Origin of the sequence: Brevundimonas sp., from assembly GCF_046299535.1 — a bacterium.
Lineage (GTDB): Bacteria > Pseudomonadota > Alphaproteobacteria > Caulobacterales > Caulobacteraceae > Brevundimonas.
The window spans coordinates 86,888-105,409 of the sequence record NZ_JBKBIB010000008.1; the positions used below are offsets into that span (position 1 = coordinate 86,888).

An 18,522-nucleotide genomic window follows, 5' to 3' on the forward strand; every position below is an offset into this window, starting at 1 on the left:
ACCAGCCAACCAACAGGAGATATTCCCATGGCTGCTACCGTTCTGGGCGACGTGATCGTCCCCGAAGTTTTCACTCCCTACATGATCGAGCGCACGGCTGAACTGTCGGCGTTTTTCCGCTCCGGCATTGTCGCCCCCGTCGCTGATCTGAACCTCGGCGGCTCGGGCGGTGACAAGGTGCAAATGCCGTTCTGGCAGGACCTGGCCGGTGACGACCAGCTTCTGTCCACCGACACCAACCTGACCGTTGCCAACATCGAGGCAGGCAAGGACGTGGCCGTTCTGAACGCTCGCGCTCTGGTGTACGGCGCCAAGGATCTGGCCGGCGCTCTTGCCGGAGACGACCCCATGGACGCCATCGCCACCCTGGTGGCCGAAAAGTGGAACCGTCGCTGGCAAACCGCGCTCATCTCCACGCTCAATGGCGCGATGGGCTCGCTCGCTGCGGAAACCCCTCCGAAGAACACGCTGAACATCTCCGGCCTGTCGGCCGGTGCGGCTGTGTTCGACGGCGAGGCATTCATCGACGCGCTGGGCCAGCTGGGCGATGCCGAAACCCGCCTGGCGGCCGTCGCGGTTCACTCAGCGACCTACCGCCTGATGAAGAAGCAGGGTCTGATCGAGTTCATCCGCGAGTTCGAGGGAGCCGAGGCGATCCCGTTCTACATGGGCAAGCGCGTGATCGTGGACGACGGGATGCCCGTCACCGATGGGGTCTATACGACCTATCTCTTCGGTGAAGGCTCCATCGGCTACGGGGAAGGAACCCCCAAGGTCGCCACGGAGGTCGAGCGCAACGCCCTGGTCGGCGGCGGTGAGGAATATCTGGTGTCTCGCCGCCACTTCGTCCTGCACCCGCGCGGCATCGCCTGGGACGGCACCCCTGACGCCGACACCCCGTCCAACGCTGAACTGGCGACGGCGGGCAACTGGGAACGCGCGTACGAGCCGAAGAACATCCGCATCGTCCGGTTCGTTCACCGCAACGTCGCGGCGGGCTCCTAAGCCTGAAACAGGGGAGGTGGGTTCGTCCTGCCTCCCCGCCTTCATTTCGAGGTAGATAATGCGCCAGCCCATCACCGTTCTGGACGACCACGACCGCGCCGTCAGGGCTCGCTTCTTCGCGGCGCTTGAGCGTGGCATGTCACCAGAGGAGGCATCTGAGATCGCCAACTCTGGTCTGGTGGAGCGCGAGCCGGTTGAACTGGCCCCGCCGCCTGCCGAGATCGTGCAGGAGGTGGTCGCTGATCCGGAGCCCGCCGCGCCCGAGCCCGAACCTGCGACGGTCGAGGGCGCAAACGAGGCCAATGACGCCAGCCTTGCCAATCTGGACCGTGACGGAGACGGTGACCCGGGCGGTTCGCTCCCTGCCGATCAGCAGGGCGATGAGATCGAGGCCCTTCGCGCGGAAGCCGAGGCCAAGGGGATTGCGGTGGACAAGCGCTGGGGAGCCCCGCGCCTCCGCAAGGAAATCGCAAAGGAAATCGCGGCCCTCACCTGATGGCCTTCAAATACGAGATCAACCCGCACCACGAAAGTGGGCGCGACACGCTCTGCCAAGCCCTGCGCGAGATATGGCGGGAAGCCGACGCGCTGAAAGACGAGGCAGCATCCGAGCGGATCAAAGCCCTCAGCGCCAAGTCCTTTGATTTCGCCAAGCGGATCGTGGCCAAGGCTCAGGAGCACAAAGCGGCGCGGGGTATCACCGGCCCGCTGATACAGGATGGCCACCCGGATGCAGACGACTGAACCGATCCGCATCCTGACGTGGTGGTGGGGCCAGCCCGGCGGGCGGACGCTCTACACGAAGGACCACGTTCTGATCTGGCGCGACATGCTGCGCCGCAATCTGACCATCCCGCACACGATCGCTTGCGTGACCGATCTGGTGGACGAACTGGAGGGCGTCGAGGTCATCGCTCCTCCGCAGGACTTCGCGGATGTCAGGATACCGACCTGGGGGCCGGAAAAGCCACAGTGCCTCCGCCGCATCGCCATGTTCGCGCCCGACGCCGGGAAGGTGTTCGGGGAGCGGTTCGTCTGCATGGACATGGACTCGGTGATCGCGGGCAATCTGGACGACCTGTTCACCCGGACTGAGGACATCGTTCTCTACGCCAGCCCGAAGGGACGCACCTACAACCCCCGGCCCTACAATGGGTCGATGCTGATGATGACGGCGGGGGCCAGACCCGAGGTCTATACCCGGTTCACGCCCGAGGGAGCGAGAGAGGCCGGGGCGCTTTATGTGGGCTCCGATCAGGCGTGGATCAGCCATGTCCTCGGCCCCGATGAGGCGACGTGGAGCGAGGAAGATGGCGTGGTCTGGTGGCGGCGTCCCCAGCCCGGTCAGCGCCTGATGTTCTTCCCCGGCTCTCCGAAGCCGTGGGAGGTAGCCGAGGCGGGAACGGATGTCTGGGTCGAAAAGCACTATCACCGCTCCCCACGGGGCCGGGCGCTGATCCTGGGCTACGCCCCGACCGTCTGGGATGATGCCCAGGAAGCTATGAAGACCGGGCCGTTTGATTTCGTGATCACTTCTCCCGAGGCGGCGGCGCACTGGCCCCGCCCGGCGGATCGCATCGCAAAGAATGACGACCACGCGATCAGGCTGGCCCGGCTGCACGGGTTCACCGAATTCACCTTCTGCGGAGCGCAGGAAAGGAGGGCTACATGCTCAGCCTGACCATCGACTCCGTTACCGTTGAGCAGGCCGACGCCTACGCGGCCTCCCGTGGCCGTGCGTCATGGGTTTCAGCCCCGAGCGAGCCGCCGACCGCCAAGGAAGCAGCCATTCGCCGGGCGACCGATTGGATGGCGGGCGAGTTCAACAGCCGGTGGCTGGTGGATTTTGGCCCCGACGATGTTCCCGAGCCGGTGCGGTTCGCCATCTCGGAAGCGGCCATACGCGAACTGGCCGTGCCAGGCAGTCTGGCGCCGGACTATGTGCCAGCCCAAAGGGTGCTGAATCGCCGGGTTGACGTGATCAGCATCACCTACGCCGACCCGAAGTCTCCTGACGACATGCTTCCGGTAATGCGCATTATCGACGGGCTTCTTTCAGGGTTGGTCAAGAAAAAGAGCGCAACGTCAGTCGTGGCAGTGGGGCGGGCGTGACCATCGGGCTGACCTGTGGCATGCTCTTGCCCGTGAGGGTTGACCCAGACGATCCGCGCCTTACCGCGCACAAGCTGCCCATGGAAATGGCGACGGAGACGCTGATTGACATGATCGGTGCGGCTCAGGCGCTCATGGAAGGCATCACCAACGACAGGCCGCCCGAGGAACTGGACCGCATCCGGGAGACGGCGCGGGGCCTGTTTGAAGCCTACATCAACCTTATGGCCCAGGCTGCGCTTGCCGCACGGGCGCTGAAACCCGACTGACCATGCCCAACCGCAGACAGGCCCGCCGCCTCTACGAAGAGGCGCTGAACCGCTATGGTCGAGAGATTGCCGAGGCGTTCCGTCTGGCTGTGCAGGATCTGAAAGAAGGCGCGGACCTGCAACGGGTCATCGCTGCGATTGAGCAGGGGAACATCGAGGCCGCCGTTGAGGCCATGAACCTTGACCGCGCGGCCTTCGCCAATCTGGAGGCCAAGATCAGGGAGGCATACGCCACCGGGGGCGCTCTGACGGCCCAGACGGTCCCTGCATCGGTCGGGATAGGGTTCCGGTTCAACCCGGGCGATCCGGGGGCTGAGAGGTGGCTCAGAGAGCATTCCTCGCGCCTGATCACGGGTCTGGTGGAGGAACAGCGGGAGGCGGTTCGGGCCGTGCTGGTTCAGGGCCGGATTGATGGCGTCGGGCCACGGGCTCAGATCACCGAACTGGTGGGGCGGGTGTCGAGGGCGACGGGGCAAAGGACGGGTGGAATTCTGGGTCTGTCAGGCCCGCAAACGGACTATCTGGCGAGCGCGAGAGCGGAGCTTGCGTCTGCTGACCCGGCTGGGCTGCGGAACTACCTCACCCGGGCGCGTCGTGACAGACGCTATGACCGGGCCGTTCATAAGGCGTTGAGGGACGGGACGACGGTTCCTGCCGACACGGCTAGGATGGCAGCGGAGGGCTATCGCTCACGGATGCTGGCCTACCGAGCCGAGGTCATCGGCAAGCACGAAGGCCACGCGGCGGTCAGGGCGTCTAAGCAGGAAGCCTACGATCAACTGGTGGCCACGGGCCGGGTTGCGGAAAGCGATCTGGAAAAGGTGTGGCTACGCACCGCCGCGAAGAACCCGCGCGACAGTCACGTTGCGATGGCCGGGAAGACGGTCGGCTTGAAAGAAGCCTTCACGAGCCCGACCGGGGCTCGGATGATGTATCCGGGCGACTCGTCAATGGGCGCCGGGGCCTCAGATTTGGTTGGGTGTTTGTGTGATTTCGTTATCCGCATCAAACGGGAGCCGTCGCAATGAGCATCCTCGACGGCCTCGCGGAAGAAATGCTGGAGGCGTTTAAGGACGACTTCAAGGACGGGACGCTGCATGTCCCCGGAACTCAGACCAGCGACGGGCAGGGGGGCTGGATACCGGGGTCGCCGGTCAATCATCCCTGCAAGGTCATCGTCACCGACCCGAACGACTTCCGCCGCCTTGCGCTGGGCATCCCGGCCACTGATCGGCTGATCCTGGTGCTGGCGGCTTCGCTCTCGGTCGTCCCATTGAACGGCTGGACCATCACCGCCCCTGACCCGGATGCGGGGTTCGCTGACAAGACGTTCCTGATCACCGGGAAGAAGGGCGACCCTGCGGGGGTGCTCTACAAGCTACAGGCGCGATAACGCTGGCCCGCTGTGGTGGACGATGGTATTTTGCGGGCATGGAAACTGTGATCGTTTACCGCCACACACAGCAGGACATCGACCTTTCGCGGGCGCGTCGTGAAAGCCTTGTGGTTCGCGCTCAGCAGGGCGAGGCGACCGACTACTACAGGGTCGTGGGCAGGACGTGGGATTTCCGGATTGCTCGGCATCAACTGGAGAGGGTCGCGGCGTGAAGCCTCTCCGGTGGAAAACGGAGCCAATGCCCGCCTCTTCGCGAGAGGAGGCTGTCCGCTACCTGAACGGCGGCGCTCAGGCAGACATTGAGCGGGCGTTCCGCGATGGTGTTGTGATCGACTACGCCAAGAGCGTCACCCGAGACGGAAGCGACTTGGAGATCAAGATCGTCTTCCGACACAAGAGCGCCCTGCCCGAGTAGCCTATCCATCTAGTCGCACCGGAGGTTGACCATGATCGCGGTCTGCCTCGGCGGAAGCCTGAGCGTCTGGGACGATCTGAAAGAGGCTGAACGGCTGTTAGGCGACCGGCCCCGGATCATGGTGGCCGCGAACTTCGCCGGGATCGACTACACGGGCCATCTGGACGGGTGGGCGACCCTTCACCCGGAACGCATGGGCGCATGGCTCAAGGCCCGTGCAAAGATGGGACGCAACACCGACTGCCGGCGCTTCGTCTGGCGCGCTGGAGCCGGGCTGGAGGCCGAAGTCGTCAAGGAGCGGTGGCGAGGGTCATCGGGCCTCTACATGGCGCAGGTGGCGCTAGATCAGCTTGGAGCGACGGGCGTCATCCTTTGCGGCGTCCCGATGGACAAGGACGCGGGGCATATCCGCGAGCCGGGGCCGTGGCTGCGGACAGAGGTTTACCGCAAGGGCTTCCTTGAGGCCCGCAAGGTCATCGGCGGGCAGGTTCGGTCAATGAGCGGCTGGACCGCTCGTCGTTTTGGAGAGCCGGAAGAGCAGTGGCTATCTGGTCGATACAGTGTAAACTGAACGGGCCGACTTGGTGCTGGTAACACCGCATCGGCCCTAACCACCCGAGCTGTTGAGGAGCATCGGAATGGCTACGCAACGCGTATGCAACATCGCGGGCTGCGGCAAGCGACACTTTGGCCGAGGGCTTTGTAACGCCCATTATCTTCGGTGGCGCCGATATGGCGATCCCCTTGAGGGCGGCCGTCCGCCAGCAGCCGCCGGTGAGCCAGTTTCATGGATGAAGGCCCATCTCGGGCACGAAGACGGAGACTGCCTGATGTGGCCGTTTGCCGTGCACACCAACGGCTATGGCGCAATGTCTCTCAATGGGGAGAGGCTTCTCGCGCATCGGTGGGTCTGCGAACAAATTAATGGGCCGCCGCCATCAACGGTGCACCACGCGGCACATTCGTGCGGGGTTCGATCTTGTGTGAATCCTCACCATCTGCGGTGGGCGACGCCGAGCGAAAACTGCATGGATCGAGCGAAGCACGGGACGAGCGGCAAAGGAAAGCCGGGACCGCGACGCGTCTTGACTGAGGCGCAAGTGAAAAGAATTCGACGCTTAGGCCCGTCCATGTCTCAGAGGCAGATCGCTGATTTGGTGGGCACCAGTCAGGGTCACGTCGGGCGTATCCTTCGCGGCGAACTGTGGGGGTGGCTAGATCGGAGGAGGGAGTATGGCGAAGGTGGCGCTGGACCTGACGAAGATGGACGCGCTGGCTGACGAAGCGGCCGAGCGAGGCCTGAGAGCTGCGCTGGGTGAGGCGGAATTCATCCTCAAGGACGACATGCTGAACCGCCCCGGAACGGGGGAACTCTACGGCAACCATCGCGCTTCGGCCCCGGGTGAACCCCCGGCCCCGGACACGAACACGCTCCGCGCCAACACGAACGCGGACACGGTGATCCGCCGAGACGGAGAGGATCACGTCGGGAGCGTGGTGGCGAACACTGCCTACGCCAAGGCCCTGGAGTTGGGCACTGAGCGCATGGCCGCCCGCCCGTATCTGTCGAAGCTGAGAGGCGAAAAGGCCGCGCAGTTGTGGCTGGCGTTTAAGAATGGGGCCAAGAGCGCATGAACTCGACCGCCACCATCTGGAGCCGCCTGAGTGCGGACGCGACCCTGATCGCCGCGCTGGCCACCTACGGGACTGGACCGGCCATCTTCAACGAGAAGGCCCCGACTGGCTTCGTGTTCGCCACGGGCGTGAAGCCCTGCCTCATCATCGCCGCCCCCTCCAACGATCAGGGCGCCGAGACCTTCACCGAGAACGGCCGCGCCATTCAGCAGGACGTGCGGGGCTATGCCTTCGACACCGGCTCATCCGCCGCGCTGGACACCATCATGCGCCGAGTGCGGACCCTGTTCCACAACGCCCCCGGAAGCCTGACCGTGACCGGCGGGAAGGCCATCCTCTCCCGCGTCACCGGCCCCGTGGCCAGCCCCACGTCCGAGGCGTCCGTGATCGGGCGTCGGGTGACGATCAGCCTGGAACTGCAGAACACCTGAACCCCGCGACCGTGGCAGGCGGCGCGCGATCCCAACGCCATCACGGCGCCCTGAACCCTGCCTGCCATTCATGGAGATCATCACATGGCCATCAAGACCAAAGGCAACGTCAAGCTGGAAGTGAACATCGGCGGTTCGTCCCCGGATTGGGAAGTCGTGCCCGGCGTGTTCCAGAACGAAGGCGGCGGACGCACCGTCGATGAGATCGACGCCACCGACTTCGACTCGGTGGGCAATGACCGGGAATACATCGCCGGTCTGGGCGACAACAACAACCGCACCTTCCAGATGCACTATGAGCCGGGCGACGCGGTTCAGGAGTTCCTTCGCGACGCCAACATTGAGAACGATGTGGTCGAGTTCCGCATGACCTTCGGCGCCGAGGAAATCTCGGGCGGCGAAACCTGCACCTTCGACGCCTTCGTTCGCAACTATGGCGACCCGACCGGCCCCATCGACGGCAAGCTGACCGTGAGCTTTGAAATCCGCCAGACCGGCGCGTCTGTGTGGGCGTAACCGCGTGAGTGACGAACACCTCGGGATTGTCCGCCTGCCCATGCCGGATGGGCGGACGGTTCCCCTGCGCTTCACCATCGGGCGCATGGGGCAGATGGGTCGCGACGGCATTGTCTCGCGCATCAGCTCTGTCATCGAAGGACTCCCCGGCGACGGGCAGGCCCTTGCTGAACTGCTGGACCTGACATCGGGCGGCGAGATCAGCGCCAAGGACGTTCTGGAGGGGGAACAGCCCCCATTGGAACTGGCCATCTTCGCCATCACGGAAGCCTGGGCCTTGTTCCGCTTCGGCCCCCTCCGCAAGCCCGAAAGCGAGGGTAGCGCAAACCCTCTGATCCGCCTGTGGACGCAGTTGAAGACGCTCTACAGGCGGGTTTTCGCGCGAGGTTGAGCGCAGCCGAGACACTCGATACCACCCTCTACCTGCTTCGCCTCGCCTGTCGCGGGGCCATGCACCGGGAACTCGGGCACGGCTGGTGGGCCGAACGGTTCGCGCGGGAGAAATCCCTGCATCCGCAAGCGCACTACACCGACGATCAGCCCGAAGCTGAAGTGAATACCGCCGAGTCCCTCAAGGACTGGATCAAGGCCAACGACCGCCGTTTCAGGCGCGAGAAACGACGGAAGGGAGGCGCCGATGGCTGACGTGATCGGCTCCGCTGAGTTTGAGCTTCGGGCGTCTCGCCGCCAACTGGCCCGCGATGTCCAGAACGCTGAAAAGGATCTGAAAGCGTCGGTCCAACGGACTGAGAAGGACTACGAGCGGGGGGGGCAGAATGCTGCCCGTGGCTGGGCCAAGGGCCAGCGCGACATGGTTCGGGAGACGAAGCGAGCCGAGGGCGAAATCAGGTCGTCGGCGGGCTCGATCCGGGCATCCATCATCGCCATGGCCGCCCCGCTGGCTGCGTTGTTTTCCATCGGGGCCATCACCCGCATGGGCGATGCCTGGACTGACCTGAATAGCCGGGTTCGTCTGGCGGTTGGAGAGCATGAGAACGCCGAGGCAGTTATGGGCCGGCTGACCCAGATGGCACGGCGGACCTACTCCAGCCTCGATGTGACGGCGGAAGGGTTCCTCCAGAACGCCAACGCCATGCGCGAGCTTGGCTACACGACCCAGACCACCCTCAACTTCGTGGAAGCCCTGAACAACGGCATGGTGGTTTCGGGGGCCAAGGGCCAGCGAGCCGAAAGCGTCATGAATGCGCTGTCCAAGGCTATGGCTTTCGGAGAGTTGCGCGGCGACAATCTGAACACCGTCCTGCAAAGCGGCGGGCGGATCACTGAGGTTCTGGCGGCTTCCCTCGGCGTGGCGACGACCGAACTTCGTCAGATGGGCGAAAGGGGCCTTCTGACTACGGACGTTCTGGTTCAGGCGCTCACCGGGTCGCTGGAGCAGCTTCGCGCCGAGGCGGATTCCATGCCTGCGACTGTGGCGGACGCCTACACCCTGCTGGGCAACAAGTTGGTCGAATACGTGGGGCAAGCCGACCAGTCCCTCGGTGCGACCGAGAAGATGTCGGCGGCCATCATCAAGATTGCCGACAACCTGGATGACATCATCCCCGTGCTGGCCGCTGTAACGGTTGGCGTAGGCACGGCCTATGTCGCGGGGGCCATTGCAGCGACGGGGGCCACCATCAGCTTCACGGCGGCCCTGCGCGGGCTGAATGTCGCGATGCTGGTTGTCAGTCGTCATCCGCTTATTGCCGTGCTTACCATCGTGGCGGCGGGCTTGACCTATGTGGCGATGCGTGGCCGAGAGGCTTCGGCCGCCATGCAGGAGATCGACGCGACCGCGCAGGGTGCGGCCGACGCGATGAACGCTTACGAGCAGGCTTCGCGTGAAGCTGCCAACGCGGCAGGAGCTAACGCGGCGGCGGCGGCTCAAAATGCCGCGCGAATGCGAGAGGAAGCGGTCGCGGCCCTGAATTCAGCACGCGCACTCTACGCTCGTCGCGCTGCGCTCGCATCGGAAGCCGCTCAAGAAGCGCGGAACAGTGCAGAGGCGCGCCGCACTCAAAGGGAAAACAGGCCGAGCGCCGGCCGCTATGACGACACCGGGGCCGATACCCTTCGACAAGCCGCGCTGGATAGCAGGGCCAGGCGCCTGGAGGACGAGGCCAGCGCTGCCTTTCAGGCACAGTTTCAAGCGGGCTACCGTTTCGCTGAGATCGAGAACAGCATTCGGCAGGGCGCTTACAGGGTCACGCCGACAAACACGGGCGGTGGAGGTGGCTCCAGCGGCGCTGCCCGTTCGGCTGGCCCATCTGAAGATGATCTGGCCCGCCTGCGCGAAGAAGCAGACATCTACGCCAAGCAGAAGCGGGAGCGTGAACTATTCGAGGATGCCGAGCGTGAGATCGACGCCATCCTTGAGGGCCGCCGACGCCAGCTTGAGCGGGATGCGGAGTTTGCCGAGCGCGAGCTGGCCATCACCCGCGACCGGCTGGGCTTCGAACTGGAGCTTGCGAGGCTGGGCGGGAACAGCGCCGCAATCGAGGCTGCCAGCCAGCGCCTTTGGATTGAAGAGCGCATCAACGAGCTTCTGCGCCTTCGCCCTGAACTGACCCGTGAAGATGCGCGGTCCATCGCTGAAAACGAGGACCGCCAGTTGGGGGACGCCCTCCGCACCGGCCAAGCCCGAGATGCTTTCCGGTCCATCTTCGTTGACGCTGCTGACGGGCTGGACTCGGCCTTGATGAACGTGGCCGACCGCTTCCGCCAACGGCTGCTGGAAAACCTGGCCGATCAGATTTTCGACGCCTTCTCGGGATCGGGCGGCGGCGGGATCATGGGCTTCATCGGCGGCCTGTTCGGTGGCGGTCGTCAGTTCGGCGGCTCCGTCAAGGGCGGCATGGCCTACCGGGTAGGCGAGGGCGGGGCAGAGACGTTCGTTCCCGCCAGTGACGGCTACATCGTCCCCAACGGCGGCATGTCCAGCCAAGGGGGCCAGCAGCGCCAGTCCGTCGATGTCCGCATCAGTCTAGATAACGACATGCTCATCGCCACGATTGACGGGCGGGCCGTGCCTATCGCGCAGGCTGAGGGCAACAAGGCGGTCAGGGCCTCGCTCTCGGCTTCCCAGAAGTCCGCCCCCGGAATGCAGCAGCGTATGCGGAGGCTGGGCACCCCCTGATGATTACCTGGCCCTTCACGACGCTCACCCCCTATGAGGAGCGCTGGTCGCTTGATGGTGTGGCTCTCAATGGGCCAACCTCAGCCAGCGGGCTGAACCGCTTCGCCAAGACGGACGGCGGCGGGTTCTGGACCTGTCAGCAGAAGTTCTTCTTCCATCGGCCCGCCCAGATCAAAGCGGCGCGGGCGATTGAGGCCCTGCTGGACGGTGGGGCTACGTCCATCATCATCCCGGCGTTTGAGCGGCCCTTTGCGCCCTATCCGAACGGCTATTCGGCCCATCTGGTCCCTCACAGCGACGGGACGCCGTTCAGCGATGACACGCTGTATGAGGGCGGGCTGATCGACGTGACCCTGGCTGCGGATGCGGCCCTTCGCGCGACGACGCTGCAACTCAGCGTGACGGCGGTTGCCCCCCTTGAGGGCGGCGAGCGGTTCAGCATCGTTCACCCGGTCCTCGGCAAGCGGCTCTACACGGTCGCCAGCGTCGGGGAGGTGTCGGGCGGGGTGCAGCAAATCAAATGCCGCCCGCCTCTTCGGGAAGCCGCCACCGCAGGAACGGAACTGGATTTCGACAAGCCCGGCTGCATCATGCGGCTGGCCAATGCGCGGGACTTTCTCAGCGCCCTGAACGTGGCCCGCCACATGACGTGCGAAGCCGTGTGGGTGGAGTCGTTCGATGCTTCCTGAACAGGCGGCGGTCATGTCGGCGCTTGAGGCGCCGCGTTATGCTCTGCTGGTCAGGATCGAGACGACGGAACAGGTGTTCTGGCTGTGGACGGGAGTGGGCGACTACGCCACCGCGCCCGGCGACGAACTGGACCCGGAAGGCGCGACCTTCACCGGCATCGGCATTGTCGGGGAAGTGCCGGCGCTTCGCCAACTGATCGGCGGGACTGCCGAGCGGGTGACGTTCTCGCTGGACGGGCTGACCGATGCGCTGCTGTCTCTTGCGGATGAAGGCGCGGCCACGGTCAAGGGCGCGGCGGTCAATGTCGGCATCGTGTTCTTCGACGGTGAGTGGCAGGACGTGGCCCCGGTAGCGTGGCCGTGGTGCGGCACAGCGGATGTCCCCTCCGTCCAAAAAGACGGCCTAATCCGGGGAGTTTCTCTCTCGGTGGGGTCGGCGTTGTTTTTGGACCGGACCCGCGCTGTGTTCACCTACCTGACGGACCAGGATCAGCGCCGCCGGTCTGCAACCGACCGCTTCTGTGAGCGCACGGCGATCTACAACATCGAATCCACGATCAAGTTCCCGAGCTGATGCTTGATCGGTTTCTGGAGGAAGCGACGGCCCGGCGGTTTCGGGACGGCGAGTGGGACTGTCAGCTTTTCCCGGCGGAATGGGTGCTGCGGGTCACGGGTCTGGACCCGGCGGCGGAATGGCGGGGCCGATACAGCACCGCCCTCGGTCGTGAGCGCATCCTGAAGCGCGGCGGTGGCCCCTTGGCCGTCATGACAAAAGGCGCGGAGTCCGTGGGGCTCCAGAGAACGAGCGAACCGAAGCGCGGCGACATCGGCCTGATCCGGGTAGGCGGGCGGCACTACGGGGCCGTTTGTCTTGGCGGGCTGTGGGCTGTGGCGACCAGCAAGGGGCTCGCTGCGGTCAAGCCAGATGAAGTCGAGAGAGCTTGGGGGGGGGCGGCATGGCTGAGTTCATAGTCGCCGCCGCCGGGCAGGTTGGCGCATGGGTAGGCGGCGCGACCTATTCCGGCCTGACATCTGTTGGCGTCTCGTCGGGGCTGGCGGGCACCATCTCCATGTATGCGGCCGTCGGGGCCGCGTCCCTGTCCGTGGTCGGCATCTACGCCGGGCTTTCGCTGGCGGCCCAGCCGAGCATCCCCAAGCCGGAGGCGGGGAGGCGTCCGATCCGTCAGGCCCGTCCTCCCCGCATCTACGGCGTCGGGGACTATAGCCGCGTCGCCGGGGCCTACATGCACCGGGAGACAAGCGGGAACACCCTAGGTGTCGTCACTGCCCTGATGGAAGGCCCTGCGGAGTTCTCCGGCGCCTACTACCTGAACGATGATCCTGTGACCCTTTCCGGTGGCTACGTCACCGAGGGTGCTGACGGTCGGTTCCGGGGAAATCTGGTCCAGATCCTCACCCGGCAGGGCCTTGCGACCGAAACGGCCTACTCGCAGGTGGTGTCCGCCTTCCCCGATACCTGGTCTTCCTCACACCGGGGCGACGGCGTGTCCAGCCTCGCCATGCTTGCGACTCACACCAAGCGCGAGAAGTTCAACATCGAGTTCCCGAACGGGGAGCCGATCCCGTCCGCCGTCCAGCGCGCCAAGTGCTACGACTGGCGCGACGAAACCCAGAACCGCTCAAACCCGACCACATGGAAGGCGACGAGCAACCCGATTGTCTGGCTGGTCCACTGTGAGTGGGCGCGGTTCGGCCGGTCGTGGGATCGGTGCATCGCGCCTGTGCTGGACGCCCTGACCGTCGAGGCGAACTATTGCGACGCGTCGGTGGCCAAAGTAGGGGGCACAGAGGCCCGCTATCGGTGCGCGGGCTGGTATCCGGCGGACATCGAGCCCGATGCGGTCAGGCAGGCCCTGCTGGCCTCCTGCGACGGGTGGATGACCACGGACGGACGGGGGCGACTGGTCATCAAGGCCGGGCGCTACGAGGCCCCGACGTTCACCATCACCGGGGAGCATCTGGAGGGCTACGTCTGGAGGGCCGGGCGAGAAGCCGAAGAAGACGTGAACGAGCTGATCGTCAGCTTCACATCGGCCGCGCACGATTATTCCGAAATCCAGTGCGACCCTTGGCGGGATGAAGACGCCATCACGGCGGCGGGCAAGGTCTATTCCGAAAACCTCGAACTGACGTGGGTACCGTCGTTCAGTCAGGCCCGGCGTCTGGCCAAGCGGAAAATGTCGCGGCTCCAGTCGCTTCGTTCCGGTCAGGTCCGCGTCGGCATCTATGGCCTGAACGGTCTGGGCCAGCGGTATATCCGGGTGCAGAACCCCGACCTTGGCCCGACAGGCTCGATGGCCGACGTGGTGTGCGAGGTTACGGGCGTCGAGATCGACTTCCCTTCGGGGCAGGTGGTTTTCGACATCATTCAGGCTGACCCCAACATCGACGCATGGAACCCGGCGACCGAAGAGGGCGCGGCGCCTGTGGTCGGTGACAGGGCTGTTCCGGAGGCTCTTGCGGCCCCGGCGATCACGGGCATTGCGCCCTTCTTCGAGGCTGGCCAGACCCGGCTGGAGATCACCGCGACCGGCCCCAGCCGGAACGATCTGGAGTGGGCGACGCGCTGGCGCCTGACCGGGACGACGACGTGGGCGGAGGAAAGCCACACCGACGTAACGGATGTCGGCACGGTCACGCTGGTGACGGGCGTTGTTCCCGGCGCCGCATCGCTTGATGTGCAAGTCGCCTACATCACCGGGGGCAGCAGTCTGTCGCCATGGTCCAACACTGTCACCACGGACGGGCAGGCCCCGACTGGCCCGGTCGACGTAGCGTTGCAGGCATGGCTTGATGAACTGGAGGTTCAGCCCTCACCGACACAGGCCGGCCGAGTTCGGACCCTGATCGAAAGCCTGATGGACGACGGGGTCTGGGCTGAACTGGACGCGCTGTGGCTTCATGCCGGGCACCACGAGCAGGCCGGACGGGTCAATCTGGTGGACCCGGAGTCCCTGCGTCTCTCCCCCTTCGGCTCGCCCAGCTTCACGGCCTACGAAGGGTTCACAGGCAACGGGACGACGGCCTACCTTGATGCAGGGGCGGCACTTTCGACGCTCGCCAACTACGCCCAGAACGACGCCTGCATGTTCGCTTGGGGCATGGCCAACGTCGCCTCGAACACAGCCTACGACATCGGCACCGCAAGCTCAATCGACAGCGCACTGAGGGCGCGGACGGCGGCGGGGAACTTCGCGGTTTCGGCCAACTCTTCCACCGGTCTCTCCGGGGCGTTGGTGGGTGACTCTCTGGGCCTGTTCGCATGGGACCGCGCGTCTTCAGGAACGGTCGTTCGCTACCACGACGGGGCGTCCGTCGCTTCGACCAGCAACACCTCGACGGGCCTTGGCGGCGGCAACGTGACGGTGCTGCGCTCCAATACCAGCTACTCCACCCGTCCCTTGGGCGTGGCGGGTCTGGGTGGCTCTCTGGGGTCCACCAAGCAGGCGGCTCTTCATGCCGCTCTGAACACCTACCTGACCGCCGTGGGCGCGGTCTGATCCATTCCTGAAAATCGAGGCTGATCATGAGCATCAAGGATGCTGGCGCGAGCTGGCTGCGCGAATATGTGACCGATGGCGTTCCGGCCTCGGGAGAGAACAAACCCAGCAAGGCCGAAGGCCGGGATCTTTTCGTCCTGATCGAGGAAGAGGTTCAGGCGGTCCAGTCTGGCCTTGTCCGGCGCCAACCCGTCCGGGCCATGACGTCAACGAACGTCAACCTGACCACCAATGTGGACGCTGGGTCCCCGCTCGATGGCGTGACGCTGGCCGCAGGCGACAGGATTGCGTTGATCGGCCAATCCACGCCTTCCCAGAATGGGGTCTACGTGGTTCCGGCGGCAGCAGGAACCGCCGCCCGCGCTGAGGACATGAACGAACCCTCGGAGTTTCCGGGATCCACGTTCCTGGTGCTTGAAGGCGATACCTATGCAGGCACAACGTGGACCTGTTCCAACCCCTCCGCCCCGGAAATCGGCTCAACCGCGATCACCTTCATCCAGACCGGGCAGTTCGCGAACTACGACGCCATTCAAGAGCAACTGGACGAGTTGGCTGATACGGTCGTCACGTTCGATGATGAAGCCGAAGAGATGGTGGGCCACACCTTTTCGGTCGGGCGCGGATATGGCACTGATCCGGCGGGGATCAAGTTTCCGTTTAAAGGCCCGGTCGGTTACGACCATGCCGATGGGGCAATCACAACGCTTGGGGGAGCGCGCCGGATCGTGCCACGCGATGGCATTCTAGTGCATGTTGACGAGGCAGGGATTGCGTATCCCCTCGGAGGCAGGCGCGATTACGGTTCCGAATGGGACGAATTCACGGATGCCGAACTGGCGGCGGCCGATGCAATCGGGGCCGCTGAAGTCCTGCGCCTGAACAATATCAGCCTGTCCTATCTGGCGCGGTCGATCACCGGCTACAACTTCCGATCGGTCAATGGCCAGTCCTTCCCTGCCCAGGCGCGGGGGGCCGGGGTATGGCTGACCGGAACCGCGATCGCCACGCTGGGTCTGGACAATCCCGGTCGCTCCATCGGCCCCGACTCCCGCTGCGTGTTCACCGGCCCTGACTTCCGGTCCTTCGCGGATGCCCATTTCACGGCGTCGATCAGCGGCACAACCATGACCGTCACGGCGGTTCAGCAGGGCGTCATCACGGTCGGCATGGCTGTGCAGGGGAACGGGGCGATCACCAACCCCGTGTCGGGCGGAACGACCATCACCGGCCTTGGAACAGGCACGGGCGGGACCGGAACGTATATCGTCAACAACAGCCAGACTGTGGCGTCGAACTTCCTTGTCGGCGCTCCTGAAAGCCGCACCCTCTACCCGCTGGTGGAGCGGATGCGGCGTCCGACGAACGTCGATGGCTTCTACACCGCCGCCGATGTGGCCACCGGGAACTATCCCGACAACGCGCGGGCGGGGGCTGTTGAGCCCACCATCATCATCGCGGAAGAGCAGATGAACCGCGTGTGGGATGGCCGTACTGCCCTGGTTTCGGGTCGGTTCGTGGTCCCCATGAACGGCGCCCTTGCGGATGCCTCAGCGGCGGCAGTGTTCTCCGGTGACGGTCTGTCCCGCATCCTTGATGCGGTATCGATATTCAAGGAAGTTGTCGGCTCCGGGGACATGTGTAACGACGCCAACTACGTCTGGCATGGTCCCGCGACCGAAGGTGTGAGCGGGCCAACGGCGGTGTCAGACTACATCGCATTCATGCACGGCTACAGCACTGCTGTTCGGGCTGAGGTTGATGCGGAGTTCGCGGAACAGAACGGTGATCCGCCTTTCATGTTCATCCAGACCGGCGGCGGGGGTTACAGTTCCATTCAGATGACGGCGGGCCTCGCTCACCAGCAGATGGCTTTCGATTTCACAGGCGAGAACGCATTCTGGTTCTGCGCGGGGGCGGACCACGAATTCCACTCGTCCGGCAACATCGCCGCCGGGACCGGGTTCGACTTCCCAGTGGACAACGACTGGCACCTGACTCTGGCCGGCAAGGCCAAGGCGGGCCTGCGCTTCGCCATACTGACCCACTATCTGCTGACCCGCCGCGAGATGCTCTACCAGCCTCGCCCGTTCATCGCCTATCGCAAGGGTCGGCGCTTCATCATCGTCTGCCCCACCAAGTATCCGCCGCTGCGCGCGGCGTCCATGCCTTATGGGTCAGTGGAGATGATGCTGGCTCACCTCGGGTTCTCATTCAAGGTGAGTTCAGCGGCGGGTGCGGCCCGGGCCAGCATCAAGAGCATCGCGCCCCACCCGGCATACAATCACATCCTGGTTGGCGAGTGCGACGAGGACTTGTCGGCCTTCCCCTTTGTTCGGGCGGGCGAGGACAAGGAACTGGACAACGGCGCGGTCTTCCTGCGCGACAGCTTCGTTCCGCCTCCGGGTCTGGAAAAGCTCAAGCCGGTATTCAGGGCGGAGGACCGTTACTGGTCGGAGGCTTTTGAAGAAGTACTGGACGAGAACCACCCGACCGGCCGCTACATCCGCGACCAAATCATCTCAGACTTCGGTCAGCCCTGCCTTCGCGGCCAGTGCGCGGTCGAAGACATTTCCGTCATTCTCTGATCTGGAGCGATCCCTATGGTAATGCAAAACTGGCAAATGGACGGGGCCTATTTCGACGGCCTCCCAACTGATCCCGTGTTCGCCCATGTGTTCGGGCAGGCGCGAGAGAGTGATGCGGACTCGATCTTGCACTGTTCGTTCAATATGGTGCGCGGTGATCGCGGCGCTCCCGCCGACCGGGTGGTGACATCCGCACCGGATGTGTTCGACGGTTATTTCCGCTTCACCCCCGGCGAGGCTGTCCACGGGCGAGTCCGTGAGACGGAGGCTATGAGCTGGTATGCGCTGGTTCGTTCGTCCGACACGGACATCGGGTCGGCCTCTGACGCAAGAGCGCCATTCATCAGCAACTTCCGACAGGCGGCCAGCCGGGGCAGCGCGCTCTACTTCCTGACCAACTCGGCCATTCGCGCCCAGACCTATGACGGCGCGGGCAACCTGACCACGAACGTGCTGAACCTGCCGACCGGCACCGCCAACCTGTGGCGCGTCATCAGCTGGCACCGATACCTGGATGCGGGCACGTGGAAGCACCGCTTGATCAACCACAGCGGGGATTCCGCTAGCGTATCCGGCGGCAACAACCCGACGCCCACAAGCATGTCCAACGATCCCGCCATCGGCGCCTATCCGATTGCGGTCGGGGATGCTTTCGGCATTTACACGAAGCACGCTGATATCGGCGGCGCTATCTGCTTCCCCGGCATGCACGACGAAACACAGCGGGGCCAAGTCGCGAATGTTCTCCGTGAAGTTGCTGCCCAGCTTGAACTGGTGGAGTTGGGTTCCTAGCGCCTGACCACAGC

Annotated in this window: 23 protein-coding genes; all 23 read left to right on the forward strand. The window is 64.6% G+C overall.

Annotated features, from left to right (window positions below; all coding sequences use genetic code 11):
- Nucleotides 1-27 precede the first annotated feature (27 nt).
- Nucleotides 28-1,005, forward strand: a complete 978-nt coding sequence (locus tag ACK4FB_RS08100) for a major capsid protein (protein WP_409750314.1) — start codon at nucleotides 28-30, stop codon at nucleotides 1,003-1,005.
- Between the two features lie 58 nt (nucleotides 1,006-1,063).
- Nucleotides 1,064-1,501, forward strand: coding sequence for a hypothetical protein (locus ACK4FB_RS08105; protein WP_409750317.1), 438 nt, complete (start codon nucleotides 1,064-1,066; stop codon nucleotides 1,499-1,501).
- Nucleotides 1,501-1,749, forward strand: coding sequence for a hypothetical protein (locus ACK4FB_RS08110; protein ID WP_409750320.1), 249 nt, complete (start codon nucleotides 1,501-1,503; stop codon nucleotides 1,747-1,749). Before ACK4FB_RS08105 ends, ACK4FB_RS08110 begins: the two co-directional genes overlap by 1 nt.
- Nucleotides 1,736-2,686, forward strand: coding sequence for a hypothetical protein (locus ACK4FB_RS08115; protein ID WP_409750323.1), 951 nt, complete (start codon nucleotides 1,736-1,738; stop codon nucleotides 2,684-2,686). Before ACK4FB_RS08110 ends, ACK4FB_RS08115 begins: the two co-directional genes overlap by 14 nt.
- Entirely contained in the window at nucleotides 2,674-3,117 is a 444-nt protein-coding gene (locus ACK4FB_RS08120; protein WP_409750326.1) for a DnaT-like ssDNA-binding protein, read from the forward strand. The genes ACK4FB_RS08115 and ACK4FB_RS08120 overlap by 13 nt, the downstream gene beginning before the upstream one ends.
- Nucleotides 3,114-3,386, forward strand: a complete 273-nt coding sequence (locus ACK4FB_RS08125; protein ID WP_409750329.1) for a hypothetical protein — start codon at nucleotides 3,114-3,116, stop codon at nucleotides 3,384-3,386. The genes ACK4FB_RS08120 and ACK4FB_RS08125 overlap by 4 nt, the downstream gene beginning before the upstream one ends.
- A gap of 2 nt (nucleotides 3,387-3,388) precedes the next feature.
- Nucleotides 3,389-4,414, forward strand: coding sequence for a hypothetical protein (locus ACK4FB_RS08130; protein ID WP_409750332.1), 1,026 nt, complete (start codon nucleotides 3,389-3,391; stop codon nucleotides 4,412-4,414).
- Nucleotides 4,411-4,779 (forward strand): hypothetical protein, encoded by a 369-nt coding sequence (locus ACK4FB_RS08135; protein WP_409750335.1) that lies wholly within the window; start codon nucleotides 4,411-4,413, stop codon nucleotides 4,777-4,779. Before ACK4FB_RS08130 ends, ACK4FB_RS08135 begins: the two co-directional genes overlap by 4 nt.
- Before the next feature lie 241 nt (nucleotides 4,780-5,020).
- Nucleotides 5,021-5,197 (forward strand): hypothetical protein, encoded by a 177-nt coding sequence (locus ACK4FB_RS08140; protein ID WP_409750338.1) that lies wholly within the window; start codon nucleotides 5,021-5,023, stop codon nucleotides 5,195-5,197.
- A gap of 31 nt (nucleotides 5,198-5,228) precedes the next feature.
- Nucleotides 5,229-5,768, forward strand: a complete 540-nt coding sequence (locus ACK4FB_RS08145; RefSeq protein ID WP_409750341.1) for a hypothetical protein — start codon at nucleotides 5,229-5,231, stop codon at nucleotides 5,766-5,768.
- A 298-nt stretch (nucleotides 5,769-6,066) separates the two neighbouring features.
- Nucleotides 6,067-6,477 carry an HNH endonuclease gene (locus ACK4FB_RS08150; protein WP_409750591.1) on the forward strand — a complete coding sequence of 137 codons (411 nt, stop codon included), beginning with the start codon at nucleotides 6,067-6,069 and terminating at the stop codon, nucleotides 6,475-6,477.
- Nucleotides 6,431-6,832, forward strand: coding sequence for a hypothetical protein (locus tag ACK4FB_RS08155; protein ID WP_409750344.1), 402 nt, complete (start codon nucleotides 6,431-6,433; stop codon nucleotides 6,830-6,832). Before ACK4FB_RS08150 ends, ACK4FB_RS08155 begins: the two co-directional genes overlap by 47 nt.
- Nucleotides 6,829-7,263 carry a hypothetical protein gene (locus tag ACK4FB_RS08160; protein ID WP_409750347.1) on the forward strand — a complete coding sequence of 145 codons (435 nt, stop codon included), beginning with the start codon at nucleotides 6,829-6,831 and terminating at the stop codon, nucleotides 7,261-7,263. The genes ACK4FB_RS08155 and ACK4FB_RS08160 overlap by 4 nt, the downstream gene beginning before the upstream one ends.
- An 84-nt stretch (nucleotides 7,264-7,347) precedes the next feature.
- On the forward strand, nucleotides 7,348-7,779 hold the full coding sequence (locus ACK4FB_RS08165; protein WP_409750350.1) for a phage tail tube protein: 432 nt from the start codon (nucleotides 7,348-7,350) through the stop codon (nucleotides 7,777-7,779).
- A gap of 4 nt (nucleotides 7,780-7,783) precedes the next feature.
- Nucleotides 7,784-8,170 (forward strand): hypothetical protein, encoded by a 387-nt coding sequence (locus tag ACK4FB_RS08170; RefSeq protein ID WP_409750352.1) that lies wholly within the window; start codon nucleotides 7,784-7,786, stop codon nucleotides 8,168-8,170.
- The gene (locus ACK4FB_RS08175) at nucleotides 8,167-8,424 is read left to right on the forward strand and encodes a hypothetical protein (RefSeq protein WP_409750355.1); all 258 of its coding nucleotides are present in this window, start codon (nucleotides 8,167-8,169) and stop codon (nucleotides 8,422-8,424) included. Before ACK4FB_RS08170 ends, ACK4FB_RS08175 begins: the two co-directional genes overlap by 4 nt.
- Nucleotides 8,417-10,918 carry a tape measure protein gene (locus ACK4FB_RS08180; RefSeq protein ID WP_409750358.1) on the forward strand — a complete coding sequence of 834 codons (2,502 nt, stop codon included), beginning with the start codon at nucleotides 8,417-8,419 and terminating at the stop codon, nucleotides 10,916-10,918. Before ACK4FB_RS08175 ends, ACK4FB_RS08180 begins: the two co-directional genes overlap by 8 nt.
- A complete protein-coding gene (locus ACK4FB_RS08185; RefSeq protein WP_409750361.1) occupies nucleotides 10,918-11,607 on the forward strand; it encodes a hypothetical protein in 690 nt (229 codons plus the stop codon). Before ACK4FB_RS08180 ends, ACK4FB_RS08185 begins: the two co-directional genes overlap by 1 nt.
- Nucleotides 11,597-12,181: a hypothetical protein gene (locus ACK4FB_RS08190; RefSeq protein ID WP_409750364.1), complete on the forward strand. Its 585-nt coding sequence runs from the start codon at nucleotides 11,597-11,599 to the stop codon at nucleotides 12,179-12,181. The genes ACK4FB_RS08185 and ACK4FB_RS08190 overlap by 11 nt, the downstream gene beginning before the upstream one ends.
- Entirely contained in the window at nucleotides 12,181-12,579 is a 399-nt protein-coding gene (locus ACK4FB_RS08195) for a DUF6950 family protein (RefSeq protein WP_409750367.1), read from the forward strand. The genes ACK4FB_RS08190 and ACK4FB_RS08195 overlap by 1 nt, the downstream gene beginning before the upstream one ends.
- The gene (locus tag ACK4FB_RS08200) at nucleotides 12,564-15,128 is read left to right on the forward strand and encodes a hypothetical protein (protein ID WP_409750370.1); all 2,565 of its coding nucleotides are present in this window, start codon (nucleotides 12,564-12,566) and stop codon (nucleotides 15,126-15,128) included. The genes ACK4FB_RS08195 and ACK4FB_RS08200 overlap by 16 nt, the downstream gene beginning before the upstream one ends.
- Before the next feature lie 26 nt (nucleotides 15,129-15,154).
- Nucleotides 15,155-17,716 carry a hypothetical protein gene (locus ACK4FB_RS08205; protein ID WP_409750373.1) on the forward strand — a complete coding sequence of 854 codons (2,562 nt, stop codon included), beginning with the start codon at nucleotides 15,155-15,157 and terminating at the stop codon, nucleotides 17,714-17,716.
- A 21-nt stretch (nucleotides 17,717-17,737) separates the two neighbouring features.
- The gene (locus ACK4FB_RS08210) at nucleotides 17,738-18,508 is read left to right on the forward strand and encodes a hypothetical protein (protein WP_409750376.1); all 771 of its coding nucleotides are present in this window, start codon (nucleotides 17,738-17,740) and stop codon (nucleotides 18,506-18,508) included.
- Nucleotides 18,509-18,522: the final 14 nt, after the last annotated feature.